At 74.2% G+C, this 13,704-nt stretch carries 11 protein-coding genes; 5 read left to right on the top strand and 6 right to left on the bottom strand.

The window, feature by feature from the left end; genetic code table 11:
* Together ACWEO5_RS35035 and ACWEO5_RS35040 are read right to left on the bottom strand one after the other, a co-directional pair.
* Positions 1-873, bottom strand: an 873-nt coding sequence (locus ACWEO5_RS35035; RefSeq protein ID WP_452166156.1) for a hypothetical protein, incomplete at its 3' end; no start/stop codon positions are given.
* Positions 874-998: 125 nt separating this feature from the next.
* Positions 999-2,720 carry a threonine/serine ThrE exporter family protein gene (locus ACWEO5_RS35040; protein ID WP_452166157.1) on the bottom strand — a complete coding sequence of 574 codons (1,722 nt, stop codon included), beginning with the start codon at positions 2,718-2,720 and terminating at the stop codon, positions 999-1,001.
* A gap of 171 nt (positions 2,721-2,891) precedes the next feature.
* Here ACWEO5_RS35040 and ACWEO5_RS35045 point away from each other — a divergent pair, with 171 nt between their 5' ends.
* Complete coding sequence (locus ACWEO5_RS35045; protein WP_344557821.1) at positions 2,892-3,845, top strand: cation diffusion facilitator family transporter; 954 nt, start codon at positions 2,892-2,894, stop codon at positions 3,843-3,845.
* Positions 3,846-3,872: 27 nt separating this feature from the next.
* Here the strand turns inward: ACWEO5_RS35045 and ACWEO5_RS35050 are convergent, their stop codons facing one another.
* Together ACWEO5_RS35050 and ACWEO5_RS35055 are read right to left on the bottom strand one after the other, a co-directional pair.
* On the bottom strand, positions 3,873-6,227 hold the full coding sequence (locus ACWEO5_RS35050; protein ID WP_452166158.1) for a hypothetical protein: 2,355 nt from the start codon (positions 6,225-6,227) through the stop codon (positions 3,873-3,875).
* A complete protein-coding gene (locus tag ACWEO5_RS35055) occupies positions 6,224-8,062 on the bottom strand; it encodes an ATP-binding protein (protein ID WP_452166159.1) in 1,839 nt (612 codons plus the stop codon). Before ACWEO5_RS35055 ends, ACWEO5_RS35050 begins: the two co-directional genes overlap by 4 nt.
* A 445-nt stretch (positions 8,063-8,507) precedes the next feature.
* Here ACWEO5_RS35055 and ACWEO5_RS35060 point away from each other — a divergent pair, with 445 nt between their 5' ends.
* Positions 8,508-8,825, top strand: coding sequence for a hypothetical protein (locus ACWEO5_RS35060; protein ID WP_452166160.1), 318 nt, complete (start codon positions 8,508-8,510; stop codon positions 8,823-8,825).
* Between the two features lie 183 nt (positions 8,826-9,008).
* Positions 9,009-10,166, top strand: coding sequence for an acyl-CoA dehydrogenase family protein (locus tag ACWEO5_RS35065; protein ID WP_452166161.1), 1,158 nt, complete (start codon positions 9,009-9,011; stop codon positions 10,164-10,166).
* A 115-nt stretch (positions 10,167-10,281) separates the two neighbouring features.
* Here the strand turns inward: ACWEO5_RS35065 and ACWEO5_RS35070 are convergent, their stop codons facing one another.
* Positions 10,282-10,542: a hypothetical protein gene (locus ACWEO5_RS35070; protein WP_452166162.1), complete on the bottom strand. Its 261-nt coding sequence runs from the start codon at positions 10,540-10,542 to the stop codon at positions 10,282-10,284.
* Between the two features lie 325 nt (positions 10,543-10,867).
* Here ACWEO5_RS35070 and ACWEO5_RS35075 point away from each other — a divergent pair, with 325 nt between their 5' ends.
* The gene (locus ACWEO5_RS35075) at positions 10,868-11,203 is read left to right on the top strand and encodes a cupin domain-containing protein (protein ID WP_344558259.1); all 336 of its coding nucleotides are present in this window, start codon (positions 10,868-10,870) and stop codon (positions 11,201-11,203) included.
* Positions 11,204-11,323: 120 nt separating this feature from the next.
* Here the strand turns inward: ACWEO5_RS35075 and ACWEO5_RS35080 are convergent, their stop codons facing one another.
* Positions 11,324-11,911, bottom strand: a complete 588-nt coding sequence (locus ACWEO5_RS35080) for a TetR/AcrR family transcriptional regulator (RefSeq protein WP_452166163.1) — start codon at positions 11,909-11,911, stop codon at positions 11,324-11,326.
* A 110-nt stretch (positions 11,912-12,021) separates the two neighbouring features.
* Here ACWEO5_RS35080 and ACWEO5_RS35085 point away from each other — a divergent pair, with 110 nt between their 5' ends.
* On the top strand, positions 12,022-13,566 hold the full coding sequence (locus ACWEO5_RS35085; protein ID WP_452166164.1) for an MFS transporter: 1,545 nt from the start codon (positions 12,022-12,024) through the stop codon (positions 13,564-13,566).
* Positions 13,567-13,704: the final 138 nt, after the last annotated feature.

Raw genomic sequence — 13,704 nt, forward strand, 5'->3', positions numbered from 1 at the left:
ACCGGCCCCGGCGCCGTACCCGGGCCCGTACCCGCCCGCCGCCCCGTACGGGCCCCGCCGCGGGCGGCGGTGGGCGAGTGCCCGGGCGGCCATCCGCTCGGCCACCGCCTGCGCCTTCGGGTGCCCGGCCGGGACCTTGTCGGGCGCCCCGGCGATCAGGTCGAACAGCCAGGTGCGGGCCCGGTCCATCCGCGCGTGCAGCCGCCGTTCGCGCCGGATCGCGCGCGCCATCCGCCGGGGGCGTCCGGTGTAGCGCCAGCGCGCCCACGGGCTGCCGGGGCGGGCCAGCCGGATCGCGCCGATCCAGGACAGGCCGGGCACCATGATGCCGAGCAGCCCCGTCCAGACCTTGCCCTTGAGCAGGGCGACCAGGCAGACCAGCGCGTTGATCCCGATCACCGCGACCAGCCCCCAGCGGGTGTCCTGCCCGGGGACGACGCCGAGCGGCACGTAGCCGGTGAGCAGCAGCGCGGTCAGCAGGATGCCGAGGATCACCGCGTCCACCGACTTGCGGCCCTGCTCGCTCCAGTACACGTCGTCCAGGTGCAGGATCAGCGCGAACTCGTCCAGCACCAGCCCGCAGCCGATGCCGAAGGACAGGCCGAACCAGTCGATCCAGGGGTGCCCGCCGTCGGTGGCGAAGGTGCCGATGCCGCCGAGCAGCAGGAAGCCGAGGCCGAACACCATGTGGTGGATGTGCAGCCCGCCGGGGGTGATGTTGCCCGGCCACCAGCGGACCTGGGCGCGGATCATCCGGGTGCTGAACCGGATGAACGCGAACGAGGTGATGAACCCGACCAGCAGCAGGAACAGCGGCTGCTTGTGGGCGTCCACGATGTGGTGGCGGTAGCCGTCCAGCAGTGCACTGATCATCTGGTGGTGCCTCTATCTCACGGGGTGGCGCGGGCTGCTCGGGAACTGCGGGGTGTTCGGGAACCGCGGGGTGTTCGGAAGCCGCGGGTGCTCGGGAACCGCGGGTGCTCAGAAGCCGCGGGTGCTCAGAAGCCGCGGGTGCGCTTGGCCGCCCGGCGCGGGATCAGCACGTGCGGGGTGTCGCGGTCGCTGGCGCCGGGGTTCTTCAGGAAGAGCCGGGCCACCTCGCCGCCGAGGTTGACACCGATGGCCAGCGCCAGCGCCAGCGCCACCGCCCGGGAGGCGGAGACCAGCCCGGACGCGGCGTGGCCCTGGGCGAAGGCCAGCATGCCGAGGTACAGCGCCGAACCGGGCATCAGCGGCCCGATCGCGGCGGTCACGTACGGCAGCGCGGAGGCCGCCCGGTAGCGGGCCAGCAGCTGCCCGAACAGGCCGACCAGGCCCGCCGCGAGGCCGGTGGCGACGATCGGCGAGATGCCCGCGTTGTTGGTCAGCACGCCGTAGGTGGACCAGCCGATCGCGGCGTTTATCACCACCATCGGCAGCGAGCGCCGGTCGGTCTGCAGCAGCATCGCGAAGGCCAGCGCCAGCACCGTCGCGGCGACCAGCTGGATCGGCGGGCTGGTGGTGCCGCCCAGGCTCTCGTCCGGCCGCAGCCGGGCGTTGTAGTTGACGCCGACGTACAGCACCAGCATCACGCCGATGACGATGCCCGCGATCAGGTACATCACCTCCAGCAGCCGGGCCGCGGCGGTGATGTAGAAGCCGGTCAGGCCGTCCTGGACGGCGGCGACCATGGCCCGGCCGGGCAGCAGCGCGAACAGCCCACCGGTGATCACCACCGAGCCGCGCAGGTGCAGTTCGTTGAAGGAGAGCAGGATGCCGCAGAGCGCGGCGGGCATCGCGGCGATCACGAACTGGTAGAACTCGGGCAGCCCGCGGCGGGCGATCGCGGAGGCCAGCCGGTCGCCGACCACGGCGGTGGTGAACGCGGAGACGAACACCAGCCAGGCCGTGGAGTCGACCTGCCCGCCGACCAGGAAGGACGCCGCCCCGGCCAGCAGTCCGGTGGCCACCGCCATCAGCCACACCGGGTACGGGTGCCGGTTGCGGCGGATCTCGGCGAGGCGCCGGTAGGCGTCGTTGACGGTGACCTGCTCGGCGGTGATGTCGGCGACCAGCTCGTACACGGCGGCCAGCCGGGTGTAGTCGGAGGTGCGGCGGCGCACCACCCGGTCGGCGGTGACCGGCGGGTCGATCAGCGAGGGCTGGTGCGAGATCGAGATCAGCGTGAAGGTGACCTGCGGTTCGCAGTGGTCGAGCCGGTACGCGTGGGCGATGCCGAGCATCGCGGCCTCCACGTCCTCGGCGGCCTCGCCGCTGGCCAGCAGCAGTTCGCCGATCCGCAGCGACAGGTCGAGCACCCGGGGCACGTTGCGCTGGGCCTGCGCACCGGCCGCGGGGTGCAGTTCGCGGGGGGTGCGCTCGAACGCCGGGCGCTCGGCCATCGGCGTCCGCAGCAGGGTGCGCATCCGGTCCGGCCAGGGGGCGTCGCCGGGGGCGCCCTTGTGCAGTTCGGCCAGGTCGATGCCGCGGGACGGGGTGTAGCCGGCCGCGTTCCACTCCTCGGGCGTGAGGGTGTCCTGGGCCAGCGGATTGCGGCGGGCCCGGACGGACTCGGCGGCCTCGGGCACCGGGTGGCGGCCGAGCAGCCCCTCGGTCTGCACCGGCGCCGGCGCGTGCGGAACGCTGACGGTCCGTTCGATCGGCGGCGCGTCCGGTCCGAGCAGCCCCTCGGTGGGCGGCGCTTCCGGTGCCGGCACGCCCTCCGGCTCGCGATCGGACACTGCGCTTCCTCCACCACCCCGGCCGCCCGCCCGGTCGGGGCCGCCTCCTGGCCTCCACCTTGCCCGATCGGCGGCGCCGGTGCGAACAACCGGTGGCGCGGACTCCGGCGCCCGGGCCGTCCGGCCACCCCTCCCCCCGGAAACGCCCTAAATCAGACATACTGACCAGTCATGAGCGAGCAGCGGACGGCGGCCGAGGACTCCGGGCACGACGGCGGCGAGAGCGTCACCACCGTGATCGTCGCGGGCGCCTGCAACCTCGGCATCGCCCTCGCCAAGGCGGTCGCGGGCGCGGTCAGCGGCTCCAGCGCGATGCTCTCCGAGGCCGCGCACTCCTTCGCCGACACCGTCACCGAGGTGCTGCTCTTCCTCTCCCTCAAGCGCAGCACCCGCCCCGCCGACGCCGCGCACCCGCTCGGCTACGGGCGCGAACGCTACCTGTGGGCGCTGCTCGCCTCCTTCGCGACCTTCGTCGGCGGCGCGGTGTTCTCGGTGCACGACGGCATCCACACCCTGCGGCACGGCGAGGAACTGGGCAGCCCGACGCTGTCCTACCTGATCCTCGGCATCGCCTTCGTGCTGGAGTCGGTCTCGCTCTCCCGGACGGTCCGCCAACTGCGCGGCGAGACCCGCCGGCTCGCCGTCGGCGGCTACCGGTACCTGCGGCACACCTCCGACACCGCGGTGAAGGCCGTCTTCCTGGAGGACGCCGCCGCCCTGGTCGGCCTGCTGCTGGCCTTCGGCGGCCTGCTCGGCGCCCAACTGACCGGCGACGCCCTCTGGGACGGCCTGGCCTCGATCCTGATCGGCGCCCTGCTCGGCTGGGTCGCCTACGTGCTGGCCCGCGACAACGCCTCGCTGCTGATCGGCCGCTCCCTCCCCGAACGCTACGAGCGCACCATCACCGAGACCCTCGCCGCCCAGCCCCGGGTGGTCCGCGTCCTCGACCTGGTCACCAGCGTCCACGGCCCCGACGACGTCCTGGTCGCCGCCAAGGTCGATTTCGCCGACCTGGCCACCGCAGCCGAGGTCGAAACCGCCTGCGACCAGGCCGAACGCGCCATCCGCCGGGCCGTCCCCGCCGTCACCCGGGTCTACCTCGACCCCACCCCGCCCCGGCCCTGACCGGGCGGGGCGGTTGGCGGGGGGCGATCAGAGGCCGTAGTCGTCGACGATCTTCTGGTGGCGGGCGGTGTCGGCGCCCGCCGCCTCGGCGAGGGCGGGCCAGGCCAGCGGGTGGGCGAGGTGGGCAGTGAGCGAGGTGAGGAGGGCGTCGGCCTCGGCGGCGGTGGCGGTCGGCGGGACGCCGAGGGCCGCGTAGATGCCGGGGAGGCTGCCCTCGGGGTCGGCCGGGTCGTTGGTGCGGTACCGGTCGCCGCTGTAGACCCAGACCGCGTACCCGGCGGCCCGGACGGCGTCGCGCAGGGCGTACCACTGCTCCGGCTCGGGGCAGGCGCCGTCGATCCAGTAGGTGGTGAAGCCCGCCGGGTCGAGCAGGGTGAGGAACGCGAAGACCGGCTGCCAGTCCTCGGCCTCCGCCGAGCCGGGCTCCGGACGGTCGTTGAGTACCGCCGGGGAGAACACCACGATGTCGCCGTGGTTGAGGTCGACGTCCTCGCCGAGCACCGGCAGCACCCGGGCGGTGGCCGGGCCGGTGCGGACGGCGGGCAGGTCGGTGGTGGTGCCGTTGGCCCGCGGGACGCGCAGTTCGATCAGCTGCCACTGCTCCTCGACGGGGCCGCTGTCGGTGTCGAACTCGATGCCGATCCGGGCGCCGGCGGCGCGGACGGCCGCCCAGTCCCGGTTGGCGGTGGCGGCAGTGACCAGGTGCCACAGGTCGGGTTCCTGGACGGTGCGGTGCGCGGCCTCCTCGCCCGCCTCGGCCGGGTCGAGGGCGTGCGCGAGCAGTTCCTCGTACAGCCGCTGGGCCTCGGCGTGGTCGCCGCGCCGGGTGGCGGCGGCCGCGGCCAGCCGGCGGGTGTTGAGCGCCTCGGGCGAGTGGACCAGGACGGCCGCGCACTGCTCGCCGACCTCCGCCCAGCGGCCCTGGGCGGAGGCCCAGCGGGCCCGCAGCCAGTGCGCGGCGGCCGGGTCGGCCGCGGCCAGCCGGGTGGCCAGCCGGTCGATGCCCTCGCCGTCCTCGGCGTCGATCAGGAGCTGGCCGAGCATGCCGGTGAGGTACTCGTGACCGGGGTCCAACTCCAGCTGGGACCAGGCGAGTTCGGCCACGGCTCGGGTGTGGCCGAGGGCGCCCAGGGCGCCGGCCAGGTTGACCACCAGGGCGGTGTCGGGCTGCTCGCCGCGGGCCCGGGCGGCGGCCAGCGCGGCGGACAGCAGTTCGGCGCCGGTCTCCGGGTCGGGGTGGTTCTCGGCCAGCCAGGACGTCAACTCATCAGCTGGAACCGGCAGTTCGGGGCGCGGCAGGGCTTCGGCGGCGGCCCGCAGCCCGGCCACCCGCTCGGTGACGCCCGCGGTGCGGCGGAGCTGTCCGAGCTTGCGCTCGCCGGTGCCGGCCAGCGTCAGGGCGACCTCGCGGGCGCCCCGGGCGAGTGCGAGCCGGCCGGCCCGCAACACCAGGTCGAGGCAGGGGCGGTGCGAACCGACGGAGTCCAACTCGCCTGCCCAGGAGGCGAGTCGGGCACCAAGTGCGGCGTCGTTGTCGAACTCACCGGCAGCGACCAGCAGTTCGACGGTGGCGGACCAGCGGTTGCGGATGTCGGGGGACCGGTCGGCCTCCTCGACGTCCGGCAGCAGCTCCAGCGCGCGGTCGGTGCGGCCGAGCGCGGCGAACTGCAGGGCCCGCCCGGCGGAGAGCTTGCGCCGGTCGTCGTCGTCCGGCCGGTTCCCGGCGGCGACGTAGGAGCGCTCGGCGGTGTCGTACGCGTCCAGCGCGTCCTGGTGGCGGCCGAGCCGGTGCAGCGCGGAGGCGCGGCTGTGCGCGAAGGACAGCGAGGTGCGCTCGCCCGCCGCCCGGATCCGGGTCTCGGCCCGGTCGAGGTAGGTGAGCGCGTCGGCGGGGCGGCCGTCGTCCTCCAGGGTGTCGGCGTACTCGCGGGAGAGGCAGTCGAAGCAGGCCCGGGCCGGTTCGACCCGCTGCAGCGCCTCCTCCAGCACGGCGAGCCGCTCCGGGACGTAGCCGGGGCCGTCGATGTTGGCGTGGCAGATGGTGAAGTCCTGGACGGTGCACACCGACTGCGGGCAGGACGCGGTCTCCTCGCGGTGCGCGAACTCCAGCAGCGACACCGCCTCGGACATCGCGGCCTCGCCCTGGTGCCGCTTGTTCAGCAGGTTCTGCAGCCGCCAGTGCCGCAGGAACACCTCCACCCAGGGCAGGCCCAGCGCCCGCGCGGAGGCCAGCGCCTCCGGGAACATCGCGTCGAGCTGCTCGTTGCGGCCCTCCACGGCGTGCCCGGCGATCTCGGCGAGCGCGTCGGCCAGCCGGTGCTGGCCGGTCTCGGCGAGCTGCCGGTGGGTGTCGTGCACCCAGGACCAGATGTCGGTGGTCATCGTTCCTCGTCCCCTCGCGGAAGGTCTGCTGCGGCGATGGTGTCGGGCACCGCCGACAGCCCGCCGGCCGGCACCGCGGCGGTGAGCGCGGCCACCGCGGTGGAGATCCCGGACAGCGCCGCCCCCAGGTCGCCGCCCGCGGAGCCGGAGGCCGCCGCCATGATCACCTTCAGCGAGCGCAGCAGCGCGGCGGCGGTGGCCGCCCCGGTGTGCCCGTCCCGGTACGCGGCCAGCAGGTCGCGGACGGCGGGCGAGGCCAGGTTCAGGTACAGCCGGGCCTTGACCGCGCCGTCGGTGCGGGCGGTGAACGCGCGCGCCAACCGCAGGGCGGCGGACGGGATCCGGGCGTCCGCCCGGTCGTCCTCGATCCGGGCCTTCAGCTCGGCCTCGCGGTCCGGCACCAGCACCAGCGGCAGCCCGGGCGGGTCGAACCTGGCGGGCACCAGCTGCTCGCCGTCCTCGGTCAGCGCGGCCGCCAGCCACGCCTGCTGCTCGGCGGGCAGCGGCACGTCCGGGGCCCGGAACAGCTCCTTGTTGCCGCTCTCGCTGCCGAGTTCGACGATCCGGCAGTCGCGCAGCCGGGCGTAGCGGCGCAGGAACGGCAGCACCGCGTACCGGTCGCCGCGGGCGATCGGCACCTGCATCGCCCGGTACAGCATCTCCTCGAAGCCGCCGCCGCTGCCCAGTGCCACGTGCACCGCGCCGGAGCCCGCGGCGCGCAGCGCGCCGGCGGTCAGCTCGCCCTGCGAGGTGGGGACGGGGACGTCGTCGGCGAGCAGCGTGAACAGCCGGTCGTCGCAGAGCGCCGCCCCCAGCAGGTCCTGCCCGTGCCGGGACAGGATCCGCCGCCAGGCCGCCGGGTGCAGCCGGGCGGTCTCGTACAGGCCGTCGACGATGGCGTCGGCGAGCGCCTGCTGGAGCGCCCGGTAGTGCTCGTCGCGCTGCAGGTCCTCGCGGCTGGCGGTGGGGGTGAGCCGGGTCGACTCGACCACGCCGCCGATGAAGCCGGCCCAGCTGGGCAGCAGGTCGCGGGCGTCGTCGGCGAGCAGCATCCCGCGCAGGTAGACCGCGAGGTCCCGGTTGTCGCTGGATCCGTACGTCCCGCCGTCCTGCACCCAGAGCAGGCCGACCGCGTCGGTGCGGCCCTCGACGGGCGCCACCGGGAAGGCGGTCAGCGGCTCGAAGCTGCGGGCGAAGGCGGAGGCGAACCGCATCCGGTGCTGGTGCACCGGGCCGGGCAGGTCCTGCCGCCAGGGCACCGCGACGTCGTTGACCGGCTGCTCGTCGTCGCCGACGTACACCGCGATCGGCAGCAGCACGCAATACCGGGCCAGTACCTCGCGCAGCGCGAACTCGTCGGCCAAGTGGGCGTGTTCGGCCTTCAGTCGGAGCCGCACCACCGTCCCCGGGCCGGGCCGCGCCGGGGCGGGCCGCACGCTGTACTGCTCGCCGCCGCGGCTGCGGTAGGTGTGCGCGGCCAGCGGTTCGCGGTGCGAGGCGGTGGTGACGGTGACCTCCTCGGCCACCGAGAACGCCGAGAGGAAGCCGAGCCCGAAGGCGCCGATCAGGTCCTGGTTGCCGGTGAGGTCGCGCAGCATCCGGGTGTAGCCGGTGCCGACGGTCGCCAGGTACGCGTGGATCTCCGGCTCGGTCAGCCCCGCCCCGTTGTCCTCGATCGCCACCGTCCGCGCCGCCGGGTCGCCGGTGACCCGGATGAGCGGCCGGTACGCCCCCTCCGGGTCCTCCAACTTCCGCCGGGTGTGCGAGTCGTGGGCGTTCTGCACCAGTTCGCGCAGTGCCACCAGCGGGGTGGAGTAGAGGTGCGTGGCGAGCACTCCCACCAGGCCGCCGAGGTCGACCTCCGTGGTGCGGAGATCCTCCGGGCTCCCGGACGCGGGGAATTCTGCGCCGCTTCCTTCGGGCCCGGGAGCGGGGGGAAGAGCATCAGGCATAAGCCCACAGTGTGCCAGTACGACAATCGGGGGACCACTGTTTTCGGATTTCCGGTTTCTGTCGATCCTCGGTCAACCTGATGTTGACGTGCGGAAATCGCCACGGACCCGCCCGGAGCGGTGAAATCCCTTGCCAGTACGGCATTCCATCGCTCACCGGCGGTTCCGGTGCTATTCCCCGGAGTGACACCTTCGAGCGAACCCGCGTGCCCGGACTGGAACCCGAACGGCCCAGTGGGCAATCCTGATCACGCGACGTCAGGAACCGACGCGAACGGGGCGGCCACCCCGCAGCGCCGCATTCGCACCAGTTAGCAGGGAGACCACCGTGTCCCGTATTCGCGCAGTCGCCGTCGTCACCGCCCTCGGGGCCTTCCTCCTCGCCGGCGCCGGCACCGCCGCCGCCGACAACGGCGCCGGCGCCGACCACTCCTCCAACAGCAGCGTGGTCAGCAACATCGGCTCCGGCAACGTCGTCGGCTCCGTGCACGGCAACGCCAACGCGAGCCAGCAGACCGCGACCGGCTCCGGCGCGAGCAACCAGAACAACACCCTCGGCGTCACCGGCGACTCCGGCGGCGTCGGCGCCCTCCAGTCCAACGCGAACCTGGCGCACACCGTCTACTACCCGTTCGTCCTGTACTAGGCCGTCACCGCACGGGCGCACCGACCGGGGCGCGGGGACTCCCCCGCGCCCCGGTCCACCCCTTCCCGCCCGCCCGCACCTCCGCCGCACACCCCTCCCACCAGCACGTCCGCTGCCCTGGACACGGAAGCTACTGGCGATTAACTTGACTGCGCGACCAGCAGCCGCCGAAGGGAGCGCCCCGTGCGCCGCACCGTCTACAACGAGGACCACGAGGCGTTCCGGGAGACCATCCGGGATTTCATCGCCCGCGAGGTCGTCCCGGTCTACGAGAGCTGGGAGGAGGCCGGCCACCCGCCGCGCGACTTCTACCGCAAGCTCGGCGACCTGGGCGTCTTCGGCATCGAGGTCCCCGAGGAGTACGGCGGCGCGGGCGAGACCGGCTTCAAGTACCAGGCGGTGATCTACGAGGAGACCGCCCGCGCGGGCGTCACCTTCGGCGCCTCGGGCGTGCACACCGGCCTGGTGCTGCCGTACCTGATGGAGTACGCCAGCGAGGAGCAGAAGCAGCGCTGGCTGCCCGGCTTCGTCTCCGGCGAGATCATGACCGCGATCGCGATGACCGAGCCGGGCGCGGGCTCCGACCTGGCGGGCATCACCACCACGGCGAAGCTCTCCGCGGACGGCAGCCACTACGTCCTGAACGGTGCCAAGACCTTCATCACCGGCGGCGTCCTCGCCGACCTGGTCCTGGTGGTCTGCCGCACCGCCCCGCACGACCCGGCGGACCGCCGCGCGGGCCTGTCCATCCTGTGCGTGGACACGAAGTCCGAGGGCTACGCGGTCGGCCGCAAGCTGCAGAAGATCGGCCTGCGCACCTCGGACACCGCGGAGCTGTCCTTCTCCGACGTCCGGGTGCCGGTGGAGAACCTGCTCGGCGAGGAGGGCCGGGCGTTCTCCTACCTGACCCACAACCTGGTGCAGGAGCGCCTGGCGATCGCCGTCGGCGCCTACGCCTCGGCGGCCGCCGCCGTGCAGTTCGCGGTGCGGTACGTCAAGGAGCGCAAGGTGTTCGGCAAGGCCGTCGCCGAGTTCCAGAACACCAAGTTCTCGCTGGCCGACTGCCAGGCCCAGGTGCTCGCCCAGCAGGCGATGGTCGACCAGGCGCTGGAGCTCTACCAGCACGGCGAGCTGACGGTGGCGGACGCCGCCGCGGCCAAGCTGTTCTGCACCGAGTCGGCCTCCGAGGTGATCGACAAGTGCCTGCAGCTGCACGGCGGTTACGGCTACATCCTGGAGTACCCGATCGCCCGCCTCTACACCGACAACCGGGTGTTCCGGATCTACGGCGGCACCAGCGAGGTCATGCGGACGATCATCGCCAAGTCGCTCGGCCTGTAGCGGGCCGGCGGACGGACCCGGCGCCCGGACGCGACCTCCGGACCCGGCGTCCGGACACGACGGAGGCGGGCACCCGACCGGGTGGCCGCCTCCGTTCCGTTCCCGCGCCCCCGGTTCAGTTGACGCCGGTGCGCCACGCCTCCAGTCCGGCCGCCGAGGCGGCCTTCGCCTGCTGGAAGGTCCGCTGCGCCATCTCGGCCGGCGGGGTCTCCAGGGACCGGACCCAGCCCCGGCCCGCGTTCGCCAGGGCGGCGCAGACCAGGACGGTGCCGGTCAGTCCGACGACGGCGCCGAGCCCGGTGAGGGCCGCGCCGGCGGTGAGCATGCCGCGGTTCACCTGGAAACCGCCGAAGGTGATTCTCTGATTGGTCGCCATAGGGACACCATCGGCCCGCTCCCGCCGCCCCGCACGCCGAGCGGCCCGCCCCTTGGACCGCCCGGCGGGTGGAGGGCGGGCGAAGGAGCGGGGCGGGGGCCGAGTCCGGGCGGTGCCGGCAGGGGAGCCGCGGCGGAACCACGGCGACCGGGGAGAAGCCGTCCGGGCGACGGCCATCGGCACCCGGCGCCGCCCTCCACCCGCCAGGCGGTCCTCACCCCTGCGCGTGATCCGGCGCGCGACACGCGCGGGCCGCCGCCTAGGGTCGGCCGCGGGGCCCGGTCGGCGGGCCCGGTGGTGCGGGGGTCCGACGGAGGAGAACGCGATGACCGAGCAGCCGGCCCGGATCGACCTGAACGCCCTGGCCGAGGAGCACGCCGCCAAGGCCGCCGCCAGCCCGCACGGCCGCAGCGCCCACCTGCTGCTGCACGACGGGGTGCTGCGGCAGACCGTGATCGCGCTGCGGGCCGGGGCGGTGCTGGACGAGCACAACGCCCCGGTCGCCGCCAGCCTGCAGGTGCTGCGCGGCCGGGTCGCGCTGACCGTCGAGGGCCGCCGCCAGGAGGCCGGCCCGGGTGAGCTGCACTCCGTCCCGCAGGAGCGGCACGGCCTGCTCGCCCACACCGACGCGGTGGTGCTGCTCACCGCCGTCACCGCCTGAGACCCGGAACCCGGGACCCGGCGCCCGGCCCCTGAGACCTGACCGCCCGACGCCGACGCCCGGGCACCCCGGCCCCGCTCCCGCCCCCGGCCCCGCCCCCGCCCCGGCCGGTCCGCGGCCTCAGCCCTCCGACCCGCCCAGCACGTCGTCGGCGACCAGCGACAGCCCGAGCAGGTACTGCTCGCCGCTCGGCGCCAGCTCGGGGCCGATCAGCCACTGGCCGGCCTGCCCGAGCAGCAGCGACTGGTAGAAGACGCCCCGGGCCAGCTCCTCCGGGGTGTCCGCCACCTCGGTCCTGCCCTGGAACAGCGCGGCCAGGCCGAGCCGTCCCTCCTTCTGCGCCGCGGCCAGCCGTTCGGACAGCCCCGGCAGGTGGTCGAGCCCGGCGAGCAGCTCGAACTGCACCGTCCACAGCCCCCGGTGCGCGGCGAAGCTCTCGCGCACCGCGTTCCAGGCCCGGACGAAGCGCTCCTTCGGGTCGTCGACGGCCGTGGCGGCGGAGAGCGCGGCGCCGATCGACTCGCCCCACTTCGCCATCGCCTCGACCATCGCCTCGACCAGCAGGGCGTCCTTGGATCCGTAGTGGTAGCCGATCGCGGCCAGGCTGACGCCGGCGCCGGTGGCGATGTCGCGGGCGGTGGTGCGCCCGTAGCCCTTCTCTTGCAGGCAGCGGGCGGCGCTGGCCAGCAGGTCCTCACGATTTCCCATGGCCCCGATGCTAGCCCCGTCCAAGACGATTGTCTTGCTCGTGTGTCTGAAACGAATGGTTTAGACGCTTGTACTAGACAGGCGTTCAAGACATCCGTACAGTCACCGTCATGACCACCGACGACCGCACCACCCACCGCGCCGGCCGACGTGCCTGGCTGGGCCTCGCCCTCCTCCTGCTGCCGACCCTCGTCCTCGCCATGGACATGGGCGTGCTGTTCTTCGCCGTCCCGTTCATCGCCACCGACCTGCACCCCAGCGGCACCCAGCAGCTGTGGATCATGGACATGTACTCGTTCCTGCTGGCCGGCCTGCTGATCCCGATGGGCGCGCTGGGCGACCGGATCGGCCGCCGCAAGCTGCTGATCGGCGGCACCGCCGCCTTCGCGGCCGCCTCGCTGGTCGCCGCCTGGTCGCACGGGGCGGGGCAGCTCATCGCCGCCCGGGCCCTGCTGGGCGTCGCGGGGGCGGTCTTCGGGCCCTCCACGCTGGCCCTGATCCGCAACATGTTCCCCGACCCCAAGCAGCGGCAGTCCGCGATCGGCGCCTGGAGCGGCGTGATGATGGCCGGCGCCACCCTCGGCCCGGTGCTCGGCGGCCTGCTGCTGAACCACTTCTGGTGGGGTTCGGCCTTCCTGATCGCCGTCCCGGCGATGCTGCTGGTGACGGTGCTGGCCCCGGTGCTGCTCCCCGAGTACCGCGCCCCGCAGCAGGGCCGCTTCGACCTGCTCGGCGCCGCGCTCTCGATGGCCACCGTGCTGCCGGTCGTCTACGGCGTCAAGACCCTCGCGGTGGACGGCTGGAGCCCGCTCCCCGCCCTGGTGCTGCTCGCCGGGCTCGCGGTCGGCGGCGCCCTGGTGGTCCGGCTGCGGACGGCCGCGAACCCGCTGATCGACGTCACCCTGTTCCGGATCCGCACCTACACCGGCGCGATCACCGTCAACACCATCGCGATGTTCGCGATGATGGGCTTCACCCTCTTCACCTCCCAGTACCTGCAACTGGTCAAGGGCTACAGCCCGCTGTCCGCCTCGCTCTGGGCGCTGCTGCCCAGCGTCGGCGTCGGCGCGGCGGTCGGCGGCTTCGGCGCCCTGGCCGGCCGGGTCCGGCCGGCCGTGCTGCTGGTCGCCGGGTTCCTGGCCGCCGCCGCCGGGTTCGTCGCGATGGCCCTGGTGGACCCCGGCTCCTCGCTCGCCCTCCCGCTGGTCGCGGCCGGCGTGATCGCGGCCGGCTCGGTCGGCACCGTCAGCATCACCGGCGAGATGGTGCTCTCCGCCGCCCCCGCCGACCGGGCCGGCGCGGCCGGCGCCACCTCCGAGACCGCCCAGGAGCTCGGCAGCTCGCTCGGCATCGCCCTGCTCGGCGCGGCCGGCGCGGCGATCTACCGGGCCCGGATGGACGGCACCACCGCCCCCGACGCGGCCCGCGACACCCTGGGCGGGGCCGTCACCACCGCCGCCCACCTGCCCGGCGAGGCCGCCGACCGGCTGCTGACCACCGCCCGGGACGCCTTCGCCGACGGGATGCACGTCGCCGCGGTGGTCGGCGTCCTGGTGATGCTCGGCGCCGCGCTCGCCGCCCACCTGCTGATGCGCCACCTGCCGGCCGTCGGCGGGGTGGCGGCCGAGCCGGCGGCGCAGGAGCTCGCCGCCTGACCCGCGGCGGCGGTGCGGAGGTCGGACGTCGAAGGGACCGGGCCGGGGCGGCAGTTCGCCCCGGCTGCGGACACGACTGACTCCTTCTTGGTCCACCCGGTGATAAGGTAAGCCTTAGCTAACCTGACTGCCACCGCT

This window comes from Kitasatospora sp. NPDC004272 (assembly GCF_053603035.1).